This is a genomic window from Cryobacterium tepidiphilum (assembly GCF_003716325.1).
Lineage (GTDB): Bacteria > Actinomycetota > Actinomycetes > Actinomycetales > Microbacteriaceae > Cryobacterium > Cryobacterium tepidiphilum.
This window is the reverse complement of record NZ_RDSR01000030.1, coordinates 1-21767: the sequence shown is the minus strand read 5'-3', so window position 1 is coordinate 21767 and position 21767 is coordinate 1. Positions and strand designations below refer to the sequence as shown.

Genomic DNA, 21767 nt, shown 5'->3' with positions numbered 1-21767 from the left:
GGTCCCACAGCACATACCTCACAGCAAGGGGCTCCGCACTGATGTCACGCCGCCGTCTCGTTCTTTCGTTCACCGTCGCCCTGGCATCCGTTGCGATGCTCGCCGCCTGCGCGCCCGCGCCGACGCCCGAGGCCACGGGCAAAGCCTCCGCCGCTCCGGACTATTGCGCCCGCATGGTCACGAACTCCGGCGGGCTCGAAGACCGCTCCTTCAACCAGTCGAGCTGGGAGGGTCTCAAGCAGGCCAAGGAGAAGTACGGCATCGACGTGGACGCCATCGTGTCGACCGGCGAGACCGACCTCGCGCCCAACGTGTCCCAGGCGGTCGGCACCGGCTGCCAGTTCGTCCTGACCGTGGGCTGGGAGCTGGCCGACGCCACGACCGCGGAGGCGAAAGCCAACCCCGACGTGCACTTCTCGATTGTCGACGAGCAGGTCGACGGCGCGAACATCAAGCCCATCGTCTTCGACACCGCGCAGGCCGCGTACCTGGCCGGCTACCTCGCGGCGGGCGTCAGCAAGACCGGCAAGGTCGGCACTTTCGGTGGCGGGAACCAGCCGCCGGTCACCCTGTTCATGGACGGCTTCGCCGACGGCATCGCCAAGTACAACGAGGTGCACGGCACCAGCGTTGCCCTGCTCGGCTGGGACAAGGCCACGCAGGACGGCACGTTCACCGGCGACTTCGAAGACACCAACAAGGGCAAGGCGGTCGCCCAGGGACTCCTCGACCAGGGCGCCGACATCATCCTTCCCGTCGCAGGGCAGGTCGGTGAGGGTGCGGCCGCTGCCATTCTGGAGTCCGGGGACGCCTCGCTCATCTGGGTCGACAACGACGGTTACGAGACCCTTCCGGCGGAGTACCGGCCGATCGTGCTGACGAGTGTGATGAAGAACACGCAGGACGCCGTGGTGCAGATCATCGGCGACGACATGAAGGGCACGTTCGACAACGCCCCCTACGTGGGCACGCTGAAGAACGGCGGCGTCGAGATCGCTCCGTTCCACGAGCGCGCCGCGCAGGTCTCGCCCGACCTCGCCAAGGAGGTCGACCAGATCAGGCAGGCGATCATCGCTGGAATCGTCACCGTCGAGAGCCCCAGCTCGCCGCTTTGAACCGGCTATGATCTCGGCTTGGTAACTGTTCGGCACCGATCAGATTTTGCTCTTTTGAGCAGGACATTGTTCGGTAGCCTGTAGCCACACAGCCCCTGCCGGAGGCAGGGCCGCATCTTGGAGGTCCGTTTTGAGAATTTCAACCCGAAAGACAACCCTCGGTGGTCTCGCCGCCCTGGGCGTTGTCGCGCTCCTGGCCGGGTGTGCCCCGGCCCCCGAAACCGGCGGTGCGTCCGGTGGGTCGTCTGACTCCGGCAAGCCTGCCGCCAGCGACTTCCTTCCCTGCATGGTCTCCGACGCCGGCGGGTTCGACGACAAGTCGTTCAACCAGCTGGGCCTCGAGGGCCTGACGGCCGCCGCTGACAAGATCGGCGTCAAGCCCATCACCGTTCAGTCGAGCTCCGACACCGACTACGCGCCGAACATCAGCAACCTCGTCGACCAGGGCTGCAACCTGATTGTCACCGTCGGCTTCAACCTCGCTGCGGCCACCAAGGACGCTGCCGCCGCCAACCCCGACGTCAACTTCGCCATCATCGACGACAGCTCGATCGATGCGCCGAACGTCAAGTCGCTGGTCTTCGACACCGCGCAGTCAGCGTTCCTCGGCGGCTACGCCGCTGCCAGCTACTCCAAGACCGGTGTCGTCGGCACCTTCGGTGGCCTGCCGATCCCGCCCGTCACCATCTTCATGGACGGCTTCGTCGACGGCGTCAAGTACTTCAACGAGCAGAAGGGCAAGAACGTCGTCGTCAAGGGCTGGGACGTCGCTTCCCAGAACGGCACGTTCACCGGTGGCTTCGAGGCCGGCACTGACGCGAAGCAGGCCGCCCAGGGCCTGATCGACCAGAACGCCGACGTCATCATGCCCGTCGGTGGCCCGATCTACAAGAGCGCGGCCGAGGCCGTGCGCGACGCGGACAAGGGCATCGTCCTGATCGGTGTCGACGCCGACGTCACCCAGACCGACCCCGACAACGCCGACCTGTTCCTCACCTCGGTGATGAAGGGCATCAAGCCGGGCGTCGAAGACGTCACGAACGCCGCGGCGGCGGGCAACTTCGACAAGGCCCCGTACGTGGGAACCCTGGAGAACGGCGGCGTCGCCCTCGCTCCGTTCCACGACTACGAGTCGAAGGTCGACCCCGGCCTCGCGGGTGAGCTCGACAAGATCAAGGCCGGCATCATCGACGGCTCGATCAAGGTCGAGTCGCCTTCGTCGCCGAAGTAGCACGACAACCGGCGTCGGGGAGGCCAGCTACCCAGCTGGTCTCCCCGACGCCGCTTAACTGTGGCGTCGCGGGGCCACGTGATCTACCCCGCCGGTTGCACTGAACTGAACTGACTCATCCTCCCGGAGGGCGCAGAGCCGCGCCCCTGGCGAAGGTAGATTGGCTAACCATGAAGCTCGAACTTCGCGGCATCACGAAGCGATTCGGTTCGCTCGTCGCCAACGACCACATCAATCTGACGGTCGAGCCGGGCGAGATCCACTGCCTGCTCGGCGAGAACGGCGCGGGCAAGTCCACGCTGATGAACGTCCTCTACGGCCTGTACCAGGCCGAGGAGGGCGAGATCCTGCTCGACGACGAGGTGCAGCACTTCCAGGGTCCCGGCGACGCCATGGCGGCCGGCATCGGCATGGTGCACCAGCACTTCATGCTGATCCCGGTGTTCACCGTCGCCGAGAACGTCATGCTGGGCCATGAGGAGACCACGGTCGGGGGCCGCCTCAACATGGCCGCCACGCGCGACAAGGTGCGGGCGCTGTCCGACCGCTTCGGCTTCGACCTCGACCCGGATGCACTGGTCGAAGACCTGCCCGTCGGGGTGCAGCAGCGGGTGGAGATCATCAAGGCGCTGTCACGCGATGCAAAGGTGCTCGTGTTCGACGAACCGACGGCCGTGCTGACGCCGCAGGAGACCGACGAGCTGATGCTGATCATGAAGCAGCTGAAGGAAGCCGGCACCGCCATCGTGTTCATCACGCACAAACTCCGTGAGGTTCGCGAGGTCGCCGACCGTATCACCGTCATCCGCTTGGGCAAGGTGGTCGGGGAGGCGTCGCCCACCGCCAGCAACGAGGAGCTCGCCTCCCTCATGGTGGGCCGCTCCGTCGACCTGGTGATCGACAAGGCGCCGGCCGCCCCCGGCGCTCCCGCCCTCGTCGTCAAAGACCTCTCGGTCGTCGACCAGCACGGCCAGGTGGTCGTCAATTCGGTGAGCTTCGATGTCAAGCAGGGAGAGGTCCTGGCCATCGCCGGGGTGCAGGGCAACGGCCAGACGGAACTGACCGAGGCCATCATCGGCCTGCAGGACCGCGTCACCGGCGAGATCACCCTCGACGGGAAATCCCTGCGGAAGCTCAGCGTGAACAAGGTGCTCGACGCCGGCGTCGGCTTCGTGCCGGAGGACCGGAACGAGGACGGCCTCGTCGGAGCGTTCACCGTGGCCGAGAACCTGATGCTCGACCGCTCGGACGGTGCGCCGTTCGTGAAGGCCGGCGGGCTGCAGCTGAAGTACCTCGCCGAATTCGCGAAGAAGAAGCTCACCGAGTTCGACATCCGCGCACAGGGGATCACCACGCAGGTCGGCCGCCTCTCCGGCGGCAACCAGCAGAAAGTGGTGCTGGCCCGCGAACTCAGCCGCAAGCTGCGCCTGTTCGTGGCGGCGCAGCCGACCCGCGGACTCGACGTCGGTTCGATCGAATTCGTGCACAGCCAGATCGTGGCCGCCCGGGACGCGGGCGTGCCCGTCATCGTCGTGTCCACCGAGCTCGACGAGGTCACGGCCCTCGCCGACCGCATCGCGGTCATGTACCGGGGCGGGATCGTCGGGATCGTCCCCGGCGACACGTCACGCGACATCCTTGGATTGATGATGGCCGGGGAACCCGCGCCCGAGACCGGAGCAGCAGCATGAGCGACGAGCAGATTCCCACCCGCGGCCAGGTCCCACCCGGTCGGGAGACGACCGTCGCCGAGGAGCAGCCGATCCCGGAGACGACGACGGATGCGGCGGTCGCCAATGAACGCCGGCGTGGCCCGGAGACGCCCAACCGCTCGCACGCCGTGCTGAACGAGATCCTCGGTGGCGGGGTGATGATCACCATCCTCTCCGTCGTCCTGGCCCTGGTCGTCGGAGCGGTGCTCATCGCCGCCACCGACAAGGCCGTCCAGGCCAGCGCCGCCTATTTCTTCTCCCGGCCCACCGACCTGCTCGGCGCCGCCTGGGCGACGGTGTCAGACGCCTACTCGGCCCTGTTCCAGGGGTCGGTGTACAACTTCCGCCGCCCGGGCTTCGCCGACGGCATCAAGCCGTTCACCCAGACGCTCACGTTCGCGACGCCGCTGATCATCGCCGGTCTCGGCATCGGCCTCAGCTTCCGCGGCGGCATGTTCAACATCGGCGGTCGCGGGCAGATGCTCGTCGCCATCGGCATCGCCGGCTGGATCGGCTTCGCGCTCGACCTTCCCGCGGGCATCCACGTGATCGTGGCCGTCGTCGGCGGCATGGTCGGCGGCGCGCTGTGGGGCGGCCTGGCGGGGCTCTTGAAGGCCCGCACCGGCGCCAACGAGGTCATCACGACGATCATGCTCAACTACGTCGGGTTCTACTTGATCGCGTACCTGCTGCGCACGCCTGGGGCCCTGCAGGCGCCGGGTTCGAACAACCCGAAGTCGCCGCCGATGAAGGACACGGCGATCTTCCCGAAGATTCTCGGCGACCAGTACAACCTCAACCTCGGCTTCATCCTGGCGGTCGTCGCCACGATCGTCGTGTGGTGGATCCTGTCCCGCTCGAGCCTCGGCTTCAAGTTCCGCGCCGTCGGTGAGAACCCGAACGCGGCGCGGGTCGCCGGCATCAACGTCGGCAGCGCCTTCACCTGGGTCATGGTCATCTCCGGCGCGCTCGTCGGCCTGGCCGGCGTGACGCAGATCCTCGGAACGGTGACCACCGGGTTCAGCTCGGGCATCGACGCGGGGATCGGCTTCGACGCGATCACGGTGGCGCTGCTCGGCCGGTCCCGGCCGTGGGGCATCTTCTGGGCCGGCATCCTCTTCGGCGCATTCAAGGCCGGCGGGTTCTCCATGCAGGCGGCGGCCGGCGTTCCCATCGACATCGTGCTGGTCATGCAGTCGATGATCGTGCTGTTCATCGCAGCCCCGCCGCTCGTGCGGGCGGTCTTCCGGCTGCCCACCCCCGGGGTGTTCCGAAAATCAACGCCAGCAGTGCGGAAGGCGCAGGTTCAGAAATGACGACTGTCGAGCAGGCGCACGCAGCCGCCCACGCGCTCACCCGCCGACCGGTGGCAGGAAAGGGCTGGAAGGCCCCCATCGCCTTCGGTGTGGTGACCCTCCTGTCCCTCATCCTCTTCGTCGTGTTCGCGCGTCCCGGCACGAGCGAATTCCGCCTGACCGCCGGGCGCACGCTCATCCAGCTGCCGGTCATCGCCGTGCCGACCACGCTCAGCTGCGTCATCCTCACGGGGCTGATGGCCGTGATCACGGTGATCGCGGTGATGCTGGTGCGCGCCAACCGGCGCGTGCCGCTCTGGCTGGTCGCGATCTTCGCGTTCCTGTTCCTGGCGGCCTTCCTCGCCTGGGCGGGCGCCGGCGCATCCATCCCCGTCTACGGCCTGCTGCTCGGAACGGTGGCACTCAGCGCGCCGCTCATCTTCGGCGCCCTCGGCGGCGTCATCTCGGAGCGAAGCGGCGTCGTGAACATCGCCATCGAAGGGCAGATGCTCGCGGGCGCCTTCGTGTCGGCGATGATCGCCTCGATCACGCAGTCGCCGTACCTCGGCCTCATCGGGGCCATGGTCGCGGGCATGCTCGTCTCGTTCGTGCTTGCCGCGTTCGCGATCAAGTACGTCGTCGACCAGATCATCGTCGGCGTCGTGCTGAACGTGCTCGTGACCGGGCTGACCAGCTTCCTGTACTCCACGGTCATGACCGCGAACCCGCAGATGCTCAACTCCCCACCGCGCTTCCAGCGCATCGAGATCCCCGTGCTGAGCGAGATCCCGATCATCGGACCGCTGTTCTTCCAGCAGACGATCATCATTTACCTCATGTACGTCGCGGTGGCGGTCGTCTGGTACGCCCTGTTCCGCACCCGCTGGGGCCTCCGGGTCCGCGCCGTCGGCGAGCACCCGCAGGCCGCCGACACCGTCGGTATCAAGGTGGGCCTCACCCGGTTCTGGAACGTGTCGCTCGCCGGCGCGGTCGCCGGCCTCGGCGGCGCCTACTTCACGCTCGGCTCCGTCGGCTCCTTCCAGAAGGACATGACGGCCGGCGCCGGCTTCATCGCGCTGGCGGCCGTGATCTTCGGCCAGTGGGATCCGATCAAGGCCACCCTGGCGGCCCTGTTGTTCGGTTTCGCGACGAACCTGCAGAACGTGATCGGCATCATCGGCTCGCCGGTGCCGAGCGAGTTCATGCTCATGCTGCCCTACGTCGTCACGATCCTCGCCGTCGCCGGGTTCGTCGGCAAGTCCAGGCCGCCGGCCGCCGACGGAAAGCCGTACATCAAATGAGCGTGAGCACGAACACCGGCCCGGTGCAGGCATCCGGAGACATCGACTGGGGCAGCCTGCGCGAACTCGCCGCGGAAGCGATGACCAAGGCCTACGTGCCCTACTCCCACTTTCCGGTGGGCGTGGCCGCACTGGTCACCGACGGTCGGCTGATCAGCGGATGCAACGTGGAGAACGCGTCGTACGGCGTCACCCTCTGCGCAGAGTGCTCGCTGGTCTCGGCGCTCATCATGAGCGGCGGCGGCCAGCTGGTCGCGTTCACCTGCGTGGACGGGCACGGCAACACGCTGATGCCGTGCGGCCGGTGCCGGCAGCTGCTGTTCGAGCACTCCGTGCCGGGCATGCTGCTGGAGACGGTGTCGGGGATCCGCACCATCAACGAGGTGCTCCCTGACGCGTTCGGCCCGCGCACCCTGAGCGAGTACGGGGCGAGCCAATGACGGAGGCGAGCGGCGCCCCGGCGCAGGTTGAACCGTTCGACGTCGTCGACCTGATCCACACCAAGCGCGACCGCGGGGAGCTGTCGGCCGCCGAGGTCGACTGGCTCATCGACGCCTACACGCGCGGGTTCGTGGGCGACGAGCAGATGGCCGCCATGATCATGGCGATCTTCCTGAACGGCATGACGCGCGCGGAGATCAAGCAACTGACGCTCGCGATGATCGCCAGCGGCGAGCGGATGAACTTCGACGGCCTCGGCAAGCCGACCACCGACAAGCACTCCACCGGTGGCGTCGGCGACAAGATCACCCTCCCGCTGATGCCCCTCGTCGCCACCTTCGGCGCCGCGGTGCCGCAGCTCTCCGGTCGCGGCCTCGGCCACACCGGTGGCACGCTCGACAAGCTCGAGTCCATCCCCGGCTGGCGGGCGGACCTCACGAACGAGGAGATGTTCGCCCAGCTGCGCGACGTCGGCGGCGTCATCTCCGCGGCCGGCAGCGGCCTGGCCCCCGCCGACGGCAAGCTGTATGCCCTGCGGGACATCACCGGCACCGTCGAGTCGATCCCGCTGATCGCCTCCTCGATCATGTCGAAGAAGATCGCCGAGGGCACGCAGGCGCTCGTGCTCGACGTGAAGTTCGGGTCCGGCGCCTTCCTGAAGAACATCGAGCAGTCGCGGGAACTCGCCCGCACCATGGTGGCGCTCGGCCAGGACGCCGGCGTGGCGACATCCGCCCTGCTCACCAACATGAACGTGCCGCTGGGCCTCGCCATCGGCAACGCGAACGAGGTGCGCGAGTCGGTCGAGGTCCTGGCCGGCGGCGGGCCCGCCGACGTCGTCGAGCTGACCGTCACGCTGGCGCGCGAGATGCTCGCCCTCGCCGGCAAGACCGACGTCGACGTTGAGGCCGCGCTGGCCGACGGCCGCGCGATGGACACGTGGCGCCGGGCGATCAGCGCACAGGGCGGCGACCCGGATGCCGCGTTGCCGGTGGCCGCAGAGACTCACACGGTCTACGCCGACCGGGACGGAGTGCTCGTGCAGCAGGACGCCCTGCCGTTCGGCATCGCGGCCTGGCGGCTCGGCGCCGGCCGGGCCCGCAAGGGCGATCCGGTGCAGCACGCCGCCGGCGTCGACCTGCACGCCAAACCGGGCGACACGGTCTCGAAGGGGCAGCCGCTGTTCACGCTCAGCGCCGACGAGCCCGCGCGATTCCCCAGGGCCCTCGAGTCGGTCGAGGGGGCGTGGCGCATCGGCGATGCCGGTGACGAGGTCCACGACGGCGGCCCGCTGATCGCCGAACGCATCGCCGCCTCCTGACGCGACCGGCGGCATCCGTCGGCTGACCGGGAGCTCTGGCCCGCTGGCAATCACTGTGCTACTGTGCCGGTTGCCCCCGTCCGAGGGACGTGATTGCGACGAAGAAGTGGTGATGTGATGGCTCCCGGGAACAACGTCAGCTCCGACCCCCAACTCAACCCTCGGCGACACCGACGCCTGGTCGCGACCATCGCGTCCTGTGCCCTCGTGCTTGGGGTCAGCCTGGCCGAGGCGCCCGCAGCGCAGGCCTGGGACCCGGGGCCGTCGGCAGCGGATCGAACGCTCACCCCGAACACCCATTTCACCATGGCTCCGGACGGCTCCAGCGGTGCGACGGTCGGGGGCGAGAACATTCCCAACATCGACTCGGTGAAGAAGACGATCGCGACCTACTACGGCGACCCGGGAACGGGAATCGCGAACAAGACGAGCTCGCCGTACATCGACGAGATGGCGTCCATTGTCGCGAAGGAAAAGGGCAAGCTGAAGGCCACCTACGACAAGGCGCTCCGCCACCACGAGAAGCCCGCCATAGTGTTCGACGCCGACGACACCACTCTCATGACCTACGACATGGAAGTCGCCGACATGCACTTCACTTTCGACCCGGCAGAACAGGATGTGTGGGTGCAAGACGAGCGCTTCCCCGCGACCCCCAGCATGGTCGGCTTCGTCAACACGGCGGCTGCGATGGGCTATGCGATCTTCGGCCTCACTGGTCGGAACGCCGATCAAGAGGCTGCAACGCTCGGCAACCTGAAAAAGGTCGGCTATAAACCGTTCACGGCCACAAACTTCTACACGAAGTGGACCGGCGCCGGCGCCTCTCAGCAGCCGTCCTACGTCTCGTGCGTCGTGGCGAAGTGCACGACGGTGGAATACAAGGCGCTCACGCGCAAGCACATCGAATCCCTCGGCTATACGATCATGCTCAACGTCGGCGACCAGTGGTCCGACCTTCAGGGTGGCTACGCGGAACGCACGCTCAAGCTGCCGAACCCGACGTACTACTTGCCGTCGCCCAACCTGCCTGGCCTGTCTGAGCCGAGACTGGCCCCCCGCACGCACTTCAGGATGGCTGCCGACGGGTCCAGCGGCGCACAAGAAAGCGGTGAAGGCATCCCGAACATCGATTCTGTGAAGGCGACGATCGCCACCTACTACGGCGATCCAGGAACGGGTTTGGCCAACAAGACTGACTCGCCCTACATTCGCGAGATGCGCAGCTTGGTACGGCATCAGCTGCCCAAAGTCGCGCTCGCCTGCTACATCGAGAAGAAGCTGCATAAGAATCCAGCGATCGTGCTGGATGCGGATGACACCACCTTGTGGACCTACGATATGGAGGTCGCTGACATGCACTTCAACTTCAACCCCGCAGAGCAGGATGTCTGGGTGCAGGACGAGCGCTTCCCCGCGACGCCGTCGATGGTGAGCCTGGTCTCCCGTGCGCAGGAGGCCGGATGCACGATCATCGGCCTGACCGGACGCAACGACAACCAGAAGGCGGCCACCGTGGGGAACCTGACGAAAGTCGGCTACCCCGGTTTCACCGCGGCGAACTACTACACGAAGTGGACCGGGGTCGGCGCCTCGCAACAGCCCTCCTACGTCACGTGCGCAGCCGCCAAGTGCACCACCATCGAGTACAAATCACAGACGCGTGCTCACATCGAGTCGCGCTCGGGAGGAGATTACGACATCGTCGCCAACTTCGGAGACCAGTTCAGCGACTTGATTGGTGGGTCGGCCGACCGTTCGGTGAAGCTGCCGAACCCCACCTACTACCTGCCGTGATCGGCGCCGGCCAGCCTCTGCGGGCTGGCCGGCGAGTGCGGCCGGCCTAGGCGGGGTCGCCGATGCGCTCCAGCGCGTCGACCACGAGCGACCAGAACTTCTCCTGGTCGAGATCGGTCGCCACCTGCGTGGTGCAGTCGGCGGGAGCGGGCGCACGGAAGTCGGCGACCGTCATGCCGAGGGTGAGGGTGCCGGTGAGCTCGACGTCGAGCGGGGCGCGGCGCACCTGGATCACGCTCGGGTCGATGACGTACGCCACCGCGCACGGGTCGTGCACGGGCGGGTGCTCGAAGCCCTGCGCCTCCTTGTAGGTCTCGGCGAAGAACTCCAGCAGCTCTCCGACGAAACGCGCCGGCGCCGTGCCGACCGCCGCGATCCGCGCGGCCACCTCCGGCGTCGCGAGGGCCTGGTGCGTCAGGTCCAGGCCGATCATCGTGAGCGGCCAGGTCTCGTTGAAGACGATGTGCGCGGCCTCGGGATCGATGACGATGTTGAACTCGGCCGTCGCCGACCAGTTGCCCACGTGGTATCCGCCGCCCATCAGCACCACCTGTTTGACGCGCGCCGCGATGCGGGGCTCCTTGCGCACGGCGAGGGCGATGTTCGTGAGTGCGCCCGTCGGCACGAGGGTGATCTCGCCCGGCTCGTGGGCCATGATCGTGTCGATGATCAGGTCGACGGCGTGCCGTCGGTCGAGCTCGATCAGCGGATCCGGCAGGACGGGCCCGTCCAGGCCGGATTCGCCGTGGATCGTCGGTGCCGTCTCGATCTCGCGGACCAGCGGGCGCGGGCAGCCGGCCGCGAACGGAACGCCGGTGATGCCGGCGACGCGGGCGATCGAGAGTGCGTTGCGGGTGACCTTTTCGAGCGTCTGGTTTCCCATCACGGTGGTCACCGCCACGAGGTCGATCTCGGGGTTGCCGTGTGCGAGCACCAGGGCGATCGCGTCGTCGTGCCCGGGGTCGCAGTCAAGTATGATCTTCGTCGCCATTCCCAAAGCATATATGAAAGTCGCGTTCATATATGTAAGATCGCTCCCATGACCGACGCCACCAGTGACCTCATCTCAACGGGCGCGGCCCGGATCGAATGGATCCGCTCGCGGATGCCGCTTCTCGCCCAGGCGCGGGCCGACCTCGCCCGCACGTTGCCGTTCTCCGGGCGGCGCATCGGCATGTCGCTGCACCTCGAGCCCAAGACGGCCGTGCTGTTGGAGACCCTGCAGGCCGGCGGCGCCGAGATCGTCGCCACCGGCAACCACGGCTCCACGCAGGACGACATCGTCGCCGTCCTCCGCGACCGAGGAATGACGGTCTTCGGCGCGCGCAGTGACACGCTGGAACAGCACCACGACAACATCAACGCGGTGCTGGACTCCGCCCCGGACCTGCTCCTCGACAACGGCGGCGACCTCGCGGCGGGCATCGTCGACCGCGGGATGACGTCCGGCATCATCGGCGGCACCGAGGAGACCACCTCCGGCGGTGACCGCCTGCGCAGCGAGCTGGCCGGCGCCGTCCCGTTCCCCGTGATCGTCATCAACGACAGCATGCTCAAGGCCATCGGCGAGAACCGGCACGCCGTCGGGCAGTCCATCGTGGAGAGCTTCATGCGCATCACCAACCTGATGGTGCCAGGACGGCACTTCGTCGTCGTCGGCTACGGCTGGTGCGGGCGGGGGATCGCCCAGTACCTGCGGGCGCTCGGCGGGCAGGTGGCCGTGGTCGAGGTGGACGTGCTCAAGGCGTTCGAGGCCGCCCTCGACGGATACCGGGTCGCATCCGTTGTCGAGCTGGCACCGTGGGCGGACGTCGTCATCACCGCGACCGGCCGGCCGAACGTGGTCGGCGGTGACGTCTTCGACCGGCTCCGGGACGGCGCGGTTCTCGCGAACAGCGGCCATGTCGCGTGGGAGATCGACGTCGCCGGCCTGAAGCAGCGCGCGGCATCCGTCAGCGTCGTCGACGAGGGAATCGAACGGGTCGCGTTCGACGACGGCCGTCACGTCGTCCTCCTCGCCGAAGGGCGCATGTTCAACCTGGCGGGGCGGCAGCCCAAGGGCAACTCGCTCGAGTCCATGGACCTGGGCTTCCTGCTGCAGGTGCTCTCGCTCGAGGCGGTGGCGACGGATGCTGCGGCTCTCGTTCCAGGGGCGCAGCCGGTTCCCGTCGACATCGAACGCGAGATCGCCACCCGCTTTCTCGCCGCCCTCGACGCCGCGCGCTAGGACACGACGTGACGAGTTACGGCGTCCCAGCGCTCGACAAGGCCCTGGACATCCTCGAGCTGCTCGCCGCGCAGTCCGGAGGCATCGGGCAGGCACAGCTCGCCGACGCTCTCGGCCGCAGCGTCGGCGAGATCTTCAGGGTGCTGCAGACACTCGAGCGCCGCGGTTTCATCACGCGTGACGCGGCCTCGGGGCTGTACCTGCTGTCGACCCGGATGCTCGAACTGGCCAACCTGCACCCCCCGCTCCGCGGGCTTGTTCAGCTCGCCCTCGGGCCGATGCAGAGGCTGGCGGCGGCCGTGCGGCAGTCGTGCAACCTCTCGATCCTCGAGGGCGCGACCGTCCGCGTGATCGCGCAGGTCGAGAGCCCGGCCGATTTCGGGTTCCGCGTGCGCGTGGGAGCCGGCTTCCCCAGCGAGTCGACGGTGAGCGGCACCGCCCTGCTGGCGTTCGCGGCACCGGATTCCCGAGCGGCCGCCCTCGCGGAACTCGCCCGGCGAGGGCTGGAACCCGACGCGCGTGCCGCGCTGAACGACAGGCTCGACGCGGCGGTCAGGAACGGCTGGGTGGAGGACACCGATCCCCGGCAAGCCGCCATCCTCGACCTGGCCCACCCGGTCTACGGGCGGGACGGGCACGCGGTGGCGGCGCTCACGGTGCCGTACGTCGCGACCAGCTACAGCGCCAGCGAAGCCGCCACGGTGCGCGACATGGCAGCCGCGACGGCCCGCGAACTCTCACGCCTCGTGCAGGGCGCATGACACCGACAGAAAACACTCATGAAGCAGTCAGGAATCCGCACCCTCACCGGCACCCACGCCCCGATAGATTAGAGGGCGTGAACGCGACTGTGGACGAATACCTCCTGCCCGGCGGCGGGCCCAGCATCACCGCGCTGCCCAAGATCTCGCTGCACGACCACCTCGACGGTGGACTGCGCCCCCAGACCATCATCGAACTCGCCGACGCGATCGACCTCGAGCTCCCGGTGACGGATGCCACGGGCCTCGCGACCTGGTTCGAAGAGCAGTCGAACTCGGGCTCGCTGGTCGAATACCTCAAGACCTTCGACCTCACCACCGCGGTCATGCAGACCCGGGAGGGGCTGTTCCGGGTGGCCAAGGAGTTCGCCGAGGACCTCGCACGCGACGGCGTGATCTACGGGGAAGTGCGCTGGGCGCCCGAGCAGCACCTGGCCCGCGGTCTCACCCTCGACCAGGCGGTCGAAGCGGTGCAGGAAGGCCTGGAAGCCGGCGCCGACCACGCCGCGGCATCCGGAGACCAGGTGCGCACCGGCCAGCTGGTGACCGCCATGCGCCACGCCAACCGCGGCATGGAGATCGCAGAGCTCGCCGTGCGCCACCGCGACAACGGCGTGGTCGGCTTCGACATCGCAGGCGCCGAGCTCGGCTTCCCCGCCCGCAACCACCTGGCCGCCTTCGACTACCTCGCCAAGGAGTTCCTGCCCGTGACCGTGCACGCCGGTGAGGCCGACGGGCTGGAGAGCATCCGTGGCGCCCTGTTCGACGGCCGCGCCCTCCGGCTCGGCCACGGCGTGCGGCTCGCCGAGGACATCACGATCGAGCGCGAGGACAACGACAGCACCTTCGTCTCCCTCGGTTCCCTGGCCCAGTGGGTGCGCGACCGCGAGATCGCGCTCGAGCTCAGCCCGTCGTCGAACCTGCAGACCGGGGCCGTCGCGGCGTGGGGCGACGACCTGGCGAGCCATCCGTTCGACCTGCTCTACCAGCTCGGCTTCCAGGTGACGGTGAACCCCGACAACCGGCTCATGAGCAACACCAGCATCTCGAAGGAGCTCGCGCTCCTGACCGACGCGTTCGGGTACGACCTCGACGACCTGCTGGTGTTCCAGCTGAACGCCGCGGAGTCCGCCTTCCTCCCGCTCGAAGACCGCGAGGAACTGATGGACACGATCATCGCGGGCTTCGAGAACGCCTGACGCGGGCCAGGCAGTGCCGCCCGGCCCGTTCGCCCTGATCCATGAAAGAGACCATGTCACTACCGCCACTGCCTGACTCAGCGATCACGATCGGGCTGCGGGTCGACGACTGGCAGGGCGCGGTTCGCGCCGCCGGGCAGGCACTCGAGCGCTCCGGCGCCACGACGCCGGAGTACACCGACCGCATGGTGGGTGTGATCGAGGAGTTCGGCGCCTACGTGGTCATCGCACCGGGATTCGCGCTCGCCCACGCCCGACCCGGCTCCGACGTGCTCACCGAGGGTCTCAGCGTGCTCACGCTGGCCGAGCCGGTGGCGTTCGGGCACCCGCACAACGACCCGGTCCAGGTGGTCGTCGGGCTCGCCGTCACGAGCTCCGACGAGCATGTGCACTTCGTGGCCGAGTTGGCGAACGTGTTCAACGATGAGCAGGTCATCCCGGCGCTGGCACGGGCGACGGATGCCGACGGCATCCGCTCGCTGCTCGGCGCCACCGCCTCGAACGGAGAGCCCTCATGAAGATCGTCACCATCTGCGGCGCCGGCATCGGCACCTCCGGCATTCTCAAGGTCAACGCCGAGCGCGCGCTCGAGCGCCTCGACATCGAGGCCGACATCACCGCGACGGATGTCGCCAGCGTGGGCGTCGTTGCGGCCGACGCCCAGGTGATCCTCACGTCGCCCGAGCTGGTCGACAGGATCGGCAAGACGAACGCCGACGTGATCGTCATCGACAACTACTTCGACATCGACGAACTCGCCGCGAAGCTCGAGATCGCCCTCGGCTGACCCCTCGCATCGCTCGCCTGACTGCGGTCACACGCCCCGTCGCCCGCCGCCCCGCCGCTAACTCCGGAAATTCTGCGCGGAGAGGTTCACCTCCCGCGAGAGACTGCGTCCGACACGGAAGCCGCGACGGGATCTCCGGAGTTAGCACCGGGGAAAGGGCGAGGTCGGTGCTGATCGGCCAGCGTCAGGCCAGGAGATCGCGCATGCCCGCGTCGAGCACGGCGAGGGTGGCCTCGGCGGCGGCGCGGCGCTCGGCAACCGTACCGACGTCGCTCGACGTGTCGAGGTACACCTTGAGCTTCGGCTCGGTGCCGCTCGGGCGCACCATCACGCGCGAGCCGTCCTCAAGGTGCAGGCGCAGCACGTCGCTCGGCGGCAACCCGGCGAAGCCGTCGCGCAGGTCGTCGATCCGTGCCACGCGGATGCCGCCCACCGCTTCCGGCGGCGCGTCGCGCAGCCGCGCCATCAGCCGGCCGATCTGCGAGAGGTCGGTCACGCGCAGCGAGATCTGCGCCGACGTGTGGTGCCCGAAGCGCTCGCTGAACCGGTCGAGCTGCTCGGCCACGCTGCTGCCGGCCGCCGCAAGCTCGCCCGCGAGGGCGAGGAACGCGACCGCGGCCGAGATGCCGTCCTTGTCGCGCACGGTGTGTGGGTTCACGAGGTAGCCGAGCGCCTCCTCGAACCCGTAGATGAGGCCGCCGGCGCGGGAGACCCACTTGAAGCCGGTGAGCGTCTCGGCGAAGTCGAGGCCGTACGCCTCCGCCACCTGGGCCAGGGCGGGCGTCGACACGATCGAGCAGGCGAGGGTGCCGCGCGGGGCGGACTCGCTGTGCTCCGCGCGGGCCGCACGCAGGGCGGCGCGCCAGCCGAGGAGGCAGCCGACCTCATTGCCGGTGAGGCGGCGGTAGCCGTCGGCAGACGACGGGTCGGGGATCGCGATGGCGAGCCGATCGGCATCCGGGTCATTGGCGATCACGAGCTGCGCCTGCACCTCGCGCGCCGTTTCGAAAGCCAGGTCGAGAGCGCCCGGCTCCTCCGGGTTCGGGAACGCGACGGTGGGGAAGGCGGCGTTCGGGGCGATCTGCGCGTCGACGGTGACGGGCAGGTCGAAGCCGGCGGCCTCGAGCACGCGGCGGGTGGTGTCCCAGCCCACGCCGTGCATGGCGGTGTATACGGCCGTCACCGGCGTGCCGGGGGTGCCGACCTGCGCGGTGGCCCGCACGTACGCCTCGACGACGTCCTCCTCCGCGGTCTCGTACGCCCCTCGCGGAAGCTCGGGCACGAGCCGGCCGGCCGCGACACGCTCGATCTCGGCGGCGATGGCCCGGTCGGCGGGCGCCACGATCTGCGAACCCTGGTTCTCGTCGCCCAGGTAGACCTTGTATCCGTTGTCGCCGGCTGGGTTGTGCGAGGCCGTCACCATCACGCCCGCGCTCACGTCGAGGTGGCGCACGGCGAACGCGAGCACCGGCGTCGGCAGCAGGCGCGGCAGCAGGATGGCCCGCACCCCGGCGCCGGCCATGATCTCGGCGGTGTCGGTCGCGAAGACCTGCGAGTTCTTGCGCCCGTCGTAGCCGATGACAACGGATGCGCCGCCCGCGGACTCGGCCAGCAGGTAGGCGGCGAGGCCCGCCGCCGCCTGCGACACGAGCACGCGGTTCATGCGGTTCGACCCGGCCCCGATCTCGCCGCGAAGTCCCGCGGTGCCGAAGGCGAGGCGCTCGTCGAAGCGGGAGTGCAGGTCGGCGAGGGCTGCGGCGTCGCCGCCCTGGGCGTGCCCGACGAGCACCCGCAGCTGCGCCTGCGTCTCGGGGTCCGGGTCCTGGGCGAGCCAGGCGTTCGCGACGGCCACGACGTCGTCGGCCGCACCCGCCGAGGTGGACAGTTCCGGTCGAGATGGACCGGCGTGCCCGTCCGTCTCGACCGGAAGTGTCCGTTTGGGTGAAGGGGAGGCGGCCTCGACGACGGGCAGCGCGGCCGTCGCGGGCTCGGGCGACTCCGCGTCGACGATGGGGAGCGCCGCCGTGGTGGGCAGCTGCTCCGGCTCGTGGAACTCGCCGCTCACAGCGCCGCCACGATCCGGGCGAGGAGCGCGCTGATCACAGGCCCCGACGCCTTGCCGGCGTCGATCACCTCCTGGTGGCTGAGCGGCGTGGACTGGATGCCGGCGGCGAGGTTCGTCACGAGCGACAGCCCGAGCACCTCCATGCCCGCCTGCCTGGCCGCGATCGCCTCGAGCGCCGTCGACATGCCGACGAGGTCGCCGCCAATGGTGCGCGCCATGCGCACCTCGGCGGGCGTCTCGTAGTGCGGGCCGCGGAACTGGCAGTACACGCCCTCATCGAGCGACGGGTCGATGCTGCGGGCGATGCCCCGCAGCCGCTCCGAGTAGAGGTCGGTCAGGTCGATGAAGGTCGCGCCCTCCAGCGGGGAGTCAGCGGTGAGGTTGATGTGGTCGCTGATCAGCACCGGCGTGCCCGGCGTCCAGTGCTCACGGATGCCGCCGGCTCCGTTGGTCAGCACCATCGTCGTCGCGCCGGTCGCGGCGGCCGTGCGCACGCTGTGCACCACCCGCCGCACCCCGTGGCCTTCGTAGTAGTGGGTGCGGGCGCCGATCACGAGGGCGCGCTTGCCGTTCGGCAGCAGCACCGAACGCAGGGTGCCGACGTGGCCCTCGAGGGCCGGGGCGCTGAATCCGCTGATCTCGGTCGCGGGGATGGTGTGCGTGGTCTCGCCAATGAGATCCGCCGCCTTGCCCCAGCCGCTGCCGAGGGTGAGTGCGATGTCGTGTCGTGCGACGCCGGTCGCGTCGGCGATCTGCCGGGCGGCGTCGCGGGCGACCTGGAACGGGTCGGTTGCCGGGTCGTCGAGCGGGTTCGTGTCGGTCGTGAGCATCCCACCACTCTAATTGCCACGCCCGTTCGACGGAGATTTTCGCGGTTCGCTGCTCGAATGAGCAGCGAGCGGGGCGTTCGTCACACATTCTCCGTCGAACGGATGCGGGTGCCCGGGCGGGCTGGGCCGCGTCGCTACTGGTAGGTGACGAGGTCGGGCGGCGGGGACACCTGCGTCATCGTCTGCTTCGGCGTGAGCGTGGGGTGGTCCTCGTCGTAGAAGTTCTTCCAGCCCCAGGCGACGCCCGCCGGGGCGTCGACGTGCAGGGCGTTCCAGGTGGCCTGCTTGTCGGGCTGGCCGCCCTGCCCGTCGACGTGGATGAGGAGCGCGAGCTCGTCGCGTGAGGTGTCGACCAGGTCGCGGTGCTGGATCATGCGCAGCTGGAACTGGTGCAGCACGAACATCTTCTGCGGGAGTGCGTTCCTGCTGGTGAGGTCGGCGAGCCAGGTGATCACCCGGTTCACCTCGGCGGCGTCGACCGAGCCGATCTGCGTCAGATGCTTCTCGTGCGGTTTCAGGCGCCACTCCGGGTCGAGCGCGAGGCCGACCCACGGCAGTTCGAGCAGCGGCTGGTATGCCTTCGCCTGGCTGAGGAAATCGCTGCGCCCGGGCTGGAGGTCGAGCACCACATAGACGCCGGCCTTCCCCGCCGCCTCGACCCAGGGTCGCAGCTCGTCGACGGACTTCTCATTGGAGTAGTCGCCGTCCGGGCCGGCGGCTCCCGCCGCAACGGATGCGATGATCTCGAACATCGGCACGACCGTGCGGTCGGTCAGCGTCTCGTACGGCGCCGCCACCGCACGCGCGCGGGCAAGCGAGGCGGTGAGCCCCTGCTCGCCGAGGACGCCGAGCACCGGCGCTCCGGGCGTGCCGTACAGCGCCACATAGAGGTGATCGGGAAACAGAACCTGGCCGCCGCCGGGCAGCTGGGTCCCCGTGAGCGCCGAGCGCACCTTCCAGTCCAGCGCCGGCTCGTGGGCGAACGGTGCGCCGAGGGCGATCACCGCCGACGGATGCTCCGTTGCGAGCGCCCTGACCAGGGCAGCGGATGCCTGCGGGTTCGGGTCGACGACCGGCACGAGGTGCACCGCGAGGCCCGCCGCGCGGGCGGTGGCGACGGGGGCGAGCTGCGACGGGTCATCCGTTGCCAGAACGGAGCCCGCGGACAGGGCCGCCGCCCGCTCAATCGCCGGAAGGGTGGGCGGAGGTGCCGCCGGTGCCGCCGGTGCGGGGGAGGGCGTTGCGGTCGGCGTCGCGGCCGGCGTCGGGGTCCTCGGCGAAGCGGCCGGCTCGGCCGCGTGCAGGAGCGCGGGTTTGCGCGGGTCGAGACCGGCGACGGCGGCCAGCGCGGCGCTGGCCGTCACGGTGACCGCGCCGCCGTGCGAGCCGGGCAGGAGCGCGGCGAGGGCGGCCGGGGTCGCCGGCGCCACCAGCAGCGTACGGGTCGCGCCGGGTTCGGCCGTCTCCCGCGCACCACCGGCCCCTCCGGCGATGCTCAGCACGTGCGTGGCGCCGAGCCGGTCCAGCTCCGTTGCGACGGCTGCCGACACGCTCGCATCCGCAGAGGTGAGGAGAAGCGGCGCGCCGAGCGCCACGGCGGCGGAGGCGGCCAGGAGCTGGGCGTTCAGGTCGCCGGCGTCGGCGGTGACCACGAGCTGCGCCCGCCGGAACAGGGCCCTGCTCATGGCGAGGGCCCGCGTCGACGGGTCGGCGTCGGCGAGCACCGTGAGCGGGTCACCCGGGAGGCCGGTGCTCACGGTGAGCGGCGCGGACGCCGTCGGCGCCGGAGCGGTCGGCGCCGGAGCGGTCGGCTCGGGCCGCTGTGCCGCGCCGCAGCCGGCCAGCAGGCCCGGCACGAGAACAGCGGCCAGCAGCAGGGAAACGGTACGCCTGTGCATCATCGACACCTCGCCGTCCCCCGTCGAGCGCAGTCCCGGTGTCCCGTGCCCCGAGCGGTCGTTGGCGGCAATCCTCCCACGCAGGCCACCGCATCGCGCGAACGACGCACCACCGGGTCGGCAAACCGGGCGGTGAACGCGTCGGCCCGGGCTGGGGCACGCGTTGCGGCATCCGCTGCCCGCGGGCGCCGGGTGGCCGCCGCCACGCAAGGTGGGAGAGAATAGGGCAATGGCCTACGAGTTCGAACGCAAGCAGCGCATCGCCATTCTCGGTGGAGGGCCCGGCGGTTACGAAGCCGCCCTGGCCGGCGCCCAGCAGGGAGCCGACGTCACCCTCGTCGAACGCGTCGGCATCGGCGGGTCGGCCGTGATCACCGACGTGGTGCCGTCGAAGTCGCTCATCGCCACCGCAGAGGCGTCGAACTCGATCCGTTCGGCGGTCGACCTGGGCGTGCAGTTCTTCCTGAGCGGTGAGAGCGGCACGCCGATGCAGCCCGAGGTCTCCACGAACCTCGCCGCCGTGAACAAGCGCCTGCGCACGCTCGCCAAGCAGCAGTCTGAGGACATGAAGGCCGGGCTCGTGCGCGCCGGCGTGACCCTGGTGCGCGGGGAGGGCCGGCTGGACGACGCGAACACGCTCGCCGTCACCGAGGGCGGGCGACAGACGCAGCGCATCGAAGCCGACACCATCGTCATCTCGGTCGGGGCGAGCCCGCGCATCCTGCCGAGCGCCGTGCCCGACGGCGAGCGCATCCTCACCTGGACGCAGCTCTACAACCTCGCGAGCGTGCCCGAGCACCTGATCGTCGTCGGTTCCGGCGTCACCGGCGCCGAATTCGCATCCGCCTACCGGGCGCTCGGCGCGCAGGTGACCCTCGTCTCCAGCCGCGACCAGGTGCTGCCCGGTGAAGACGCGGATGCCGCGGCCGTGATCGAGGACGTCTTCCGGCGCAGCGGCATGACGGTGCTCTCGAAGTCCCGGGCGGCGTCGATTGTGCGCAGTGACACGGGCGTCGTTGCCACCCTGACCGACGGCCGCGTGGTGGAGGGCAGCCACTGCCTGATGGCCGTGGGCGCGGTGCCGAACACGGCCGGCATCGGCCTGGAGGAGGCCGGGGTGCAGCTCACCGAGTCGGGGCACATCCGGGTGAACCGGGTGTCGCGCACGTCGGTGCCGCACATCTACGCGGCCGGGGACTGCACGACCGAGTTGCCGCTGGCATCCGTTGCGTCGATGGCGGGGCGCACGGCGGTCTTCCACGCGATGGGCGACGCGGTGAACCCCATGGAGATCCGCAACGTCGCGTCGAACATCTTCACCCAGCCCGAGATCGCCACTGTCGGCTGGTCGCAGAAGCAGATCGAAGAGGGCATCGCGCAGGGCTACATCTACAAGCTGGCGCTCGAGTCGAACCCGCGCGCGAAGATGATGGGCATCAAGGACGGCTTCGTGAAGCTGTTCGCCCGGGTCGGCAGCGGCACCGTCATCGGCGGCGTCATCGTGGCGCCGAAGGCCAGCGAGCTCGTGTTCCCGCTCGCGCTCGCCGTGGAGCACCGGCTCACGGTCGACCAGGTGGCGCGGGCATTCCCGGTCTACCCGTCGCTGTCGGGGTCGCTGACCGACGCGGCCCGCGCCATGCACATCGTGCTCTGACCCCCTGCCTCCCGGGCCCGCGTCTGCGCCCCCCCCGCCCGGTCGCTAACTCCGGAAGAACACCGCGCCTGCGCGCTCTCGCCCGCGGACCAGTGCGGCGGGAACGCCAGGGCCGACAGGATCTCCGGAGTTA

General features: G+C 69.3%; 18 protein-coding genes. 14 read left to right on the top strand and 4 right to left on the bottom strand.

Going from position 1 to position 21767, the window contains the following annotated elements; genetic code table 11:
* Nucleotides 1-41 precede the first annotated feature (41 nt).
* From EEJ31_RS13630 to EEJ31_RS13595, 8 genes are all read left to right on the top strand, one after another.
* The gene (locus EEJ31_RS13630) at nucleotides 42-1115 is read left to right on the top strand and encodes a BMP family lipoprotein (protein WP_123046835.1); all 1074 of its coding nucleotides are present in this window, start codon (nucleotides 42-44) and stop codon (nucleotides 1113-1115) included.
* 130 nt (nucleotides 1116-1245) lie between these two features.
* Nucleotides 1246-2346: a BMP family lipoprotein gene (locus EEJ31_RS13625; protein WP_123046834.1), complete on the top strand. Its 1101-nt coding sequence runs from the start codon at nucleotides 1246-1248 to the stop codon at nucleotides 2344-2346.
* A 170-nt stretch (nucleotides 2347-2516) separates the two neighbouring features.
* Nucleotides 2517-4037, top strand: a complete 1521-nt coding sequence (locus tag EEJ31_RS13620; RefSeq protein ID WP_123046833.1) for an ABC transporter ATP-binding protein — start codon at nucleotides 2517-2519, stop codon at nucleotides 4035-4037.
* The gene (locus EEJ31_RS13615; RefSeq protein ID WP_123046832.1) at nucleotides 4034-5374 is read left to right on the top strand and encodes an ABC transporter permease; all 1341 of its coding nucleotides are present in this window, start codon (nucleotides 4034-4036) and stop codon (nucleotides 5372-5374) included. The genes EEJ31_RS13620 and EEJ31_RS13615 overlap by 4 nt, the downstream gene beginning before the upstream one ends.
* Complete coding sequence (locus EEJ31_RS13610) at nucleotides 5371-6654, top strand: ABC transporter permease (RefSeq protein ID WP_123046831.1); 1284 nt, start codon at nucleotides 5371-5373, stop codon at nucleotides 6652-6654. The genes EEJ31_RS13615 and EEJ31_RS13610 overlap by 4 nt, the downstream gene beginning before the upstream one ends.
* Before the next feature lie 2 nt (nucleotides 6655-6656).
* Complete coding sequence (locus tag EEJ31_RS13605; protein ID WP_233563917.1) at nucleotides 6657-7094, top strand: cytidine deaminase; 438 nt, start codon at nucleotides 6657-6659, stop codon at nucleotides 7092-7094.
* Nucleotides 7091-8416: a thymidine phosphorylase gene (locus EEJ31_RS13600; RefSeq protein WP_123046829.1), complete on the top strand. Its 1326-nt coding sequence runs from the start codon at nucleotides 7091-7093 to the stop codon at nucleotides 8414-8416. Before EEJ31_RS13605 ends, EEJ31_RS13600 begins: the two co-directional genes overlap by 4 nt.
* A 117-nt stretch (nucleotides 8417-8533) precedes the next feature.
* Nucleotides 8534-10213 carry an HAD family acid phosphatase gene (locus tag EEJ31_RS13595; RefSeq protein ID WP_123046828.1) on the top strand — a complete coding sequence of 560 codons (1680 nt, stop codon included), beginning with the start codon at nucleotides 8534-8536 and terminating at the stop codon, nucleotides 10211-10213.
* Between the two features lie 46 nt (nucleotides 10214-10259).
* On the opposite strand, the gene uriH is transcribed toward EEJ31_RS13595, so the two are convergent.
* Nucleotides 10260-11204, bottom strand: coding sequence for a uridine-preferring nucleoside hydrolase UriH (gene uriH / locus EEJ31_RS13590; protein WP_123046827.1), 945 nt, complete (start codon nucleotides 11202-11204; stop codon nucleotides 10260-10262).
* 48 nt (nucleotides 11205-11252) lie between these two features.
* Between uriH and EEJ31_RS13585 the strand changes: the two genes are divergently transcribed.
* The 5 genes from EEJ31_RS13585 (at nucleotide 11253) to EEJ31_RS13565 (ending at nucleotide 15187) form a co-directional block, all read left to right on the top strand.
* Nucleotides 11253-12440, top strand: a complete 1188-nt coding sequence (locus EEJ31_RS13585) for an adenosylhomocysteinase (protein WP_123046826.1) — start codon at nucleotides 11253-11255, stop codon at nucleotides 12438-12440.
* Between the two features lie 8 nt (nucleotides 12441-12448).
* Nucleotides 12449-13201, top strand: a complete 753-nt coding sequence (locus tag EEJ31_RS13580; RefSeq protein ID WP_123046825.1) for an IclR family transcriptional regulator — start codon at nucleotides 12449-12451, stop codon at nucleotides 13199-13201.
* 77 nt (nucleotides 13202-13278) lie between these two features.
* Entirely contained in the window at nucleotides 13279-14400 is a 1122-nt protein-coding gene (locus EEJ31_RS13575; RefSeq protein WP_233563916.1) for an adenosine deaminase, read from the top strand.
* Between the two features lie 53 nt (nucleotides 14401-14453).
* Entirely contained in the window at nucleotides 14454-14918 is a 465-nt protein-coding gene (locus tag EEJ31_RS13570) for a PTS sugar transporter subunit IIA (RefSeq protein WP_123046823.1), read from the top strand.
* Nucleotides 14915-15187, top strand: coding sequence for a PTS sugar transporter subunit IIB (locus EEJ31_RS13565; RefSeq protein WP_123046822.1), 273 nt, complete (start codon nucleotides 14915-14917; stop codon nucleotides 15185-15187). Before EEJ31_RS13570 ends, EEJ31_RS13565 begins: the two co-directional genes overlap by 4 nt.
* 184 nt (nucleotides 15188-15371) lie before the next feature.
* Here the strand turns inward: EEJ31_RS13565 and EEJ31_RS13560 are convergent, their stop codons facing one another.
* The 3 genes from EEJ31_RS13560 to EEJ31_RS13550 form a co-directional block, all read right to left on the bottom strand.
* A complete protein-coding gene (locus tag EEJ31_RS13560; protein WP_123046846.1) occupies nucleotides 15372-17072 on the bottom strand; it encodes a phospho-sugar mutase in 1701 nt (566 codons plus the stop codon).
* Between the two features lie 176 nt (nucleotides 17073-17248).
* The gene (locus EEJ31_RS13555) at nucleotides 17249-18082 is read right to left on the bottom strand and encodes a purine-nucleoside phosphorylase (RefSeq protein ID WP_123046821.1); all 834 of its coding nucleotides are present in this window, start codon (nucleotides 18080-18082) and stop codon (nucleotides 17249-17251) included.
* A 134-nt stretch (nucleotides 18083-18216) separates the two neighbouring features.
* Entirely contained in the window at nucleotides 18217-19980 is a 1764-nt protein-coding gene (locus EEJ31_RS13550; protein WP_148040192.1) for a hypothetical protein, read from the bottom strand.
* A 229-nt stretch (nucleotides 19981-20209) separates the two neighbouring features.
* Between EEJ31_RS13550 and EEJ31_RS13545 the strand changes: the two genes are divergently transcribed.
* On the top strand, nucleotides 20210-21634 hold the full coding sequence (locus tag EEJ31_RS13545) for an NAD(P)H-quinone dehydrogenase (protein ID WP_123046819.1): 1425 nt from the start codon (nucleotides 20210-20212) through the stop codon (nucleotides 21632-21634).
* Nucleotides 21635-21767: the final 133 nt, after the last annotated feature.

Coding starts and splice junctions, on each gene's coding strand:
- EEJ31_RS13600 (WP_123046829.1), top strand. CDS start 7,091: ATGACGGAGGCGAGCGGCGCCCCGGCGCAGGTTGAACCGTTCGACGTC.
- EEJ31_RS13620 (WP_123046833.1), top strand. CDS start 2,517: ATGAAGCTCGAACTTCGCGGCATCACGAAGCGATTCGGTTCGCTCGTC.
- EEJ31_RS13595 (WP_123046828.1), top strand. CDS start 8,534: ATGGCTCCCGGGAACAACGTCAGCTCCGACCCCCAACTCAACCCTCGG.
- EEJ31_RS13545 (WP_123046819.1), top strand. CDS start 20,210: ATGGCCTACGAGTTCGAACGCAAGCAGCGCATCGCCATTCTCGGTGGA.
- EEJ31_RS13555 (WP_123046821.1), bottom strand. CDS start 18,082: ATGCTCACGACCGACACGAACCCGCTCGACGACCCGGCAACCGACCCG.
- EEJ31_RS13585 (WP_123046826.1), top strand. CDS start 11,253: ATGACCGACGCCACCAGTGACCTCATCTCAACGGGCGCGGCCCGGATC.
- uriH (WP_123046827.1), bottom strand. CDS start 11,204: ATGGCGACGAAGATCATACTTGACTGCGACCCCGGGCACGACGACGCG.
- EEJ31_RS13610 (WP_123046831.1), top strand. CDS start 5,371: ATGACGACTGTCGAGCAGGCGCACGCAGCCGCCCACGCGCTCACCCGC.
- EEJ31_RS13615 (WP_123046832.1), top strand. CDS start 4,034: ATGAGCGACGAGCAGATTCCCACCCGCGGCCAGGTCCCACCCGGTCGG.
- EEJ31_RS13565 (WP_123046822.1), top strand. CDS start 14,915: ATGAAGATCGTCACCATCTGCGGCGCCGGCATCGGCACCTCCGGCATT.
- EEJ31_RS13630 (WP_123046835.1), top strand. CDS start 42: ATGTCACGCCGCCGTCTCGTTCTTTCGTTCACCGTCGCCCTGGCATCC.
- EEJ31_RS13570 (WP_123046823.1), top strand. CDS start 14,454: ATGTCACTACCGCCACTGCCTGACTCAGCGATCACGATCGGGCTGCGG.
- EEJ31_RS13550 (WP_148040192.1), bottom strand. CDS start 19,980: ATGCACAGGCGTACCGTTTCCCTGCTGCTGGCCGCTGTTCTCGTGCCG.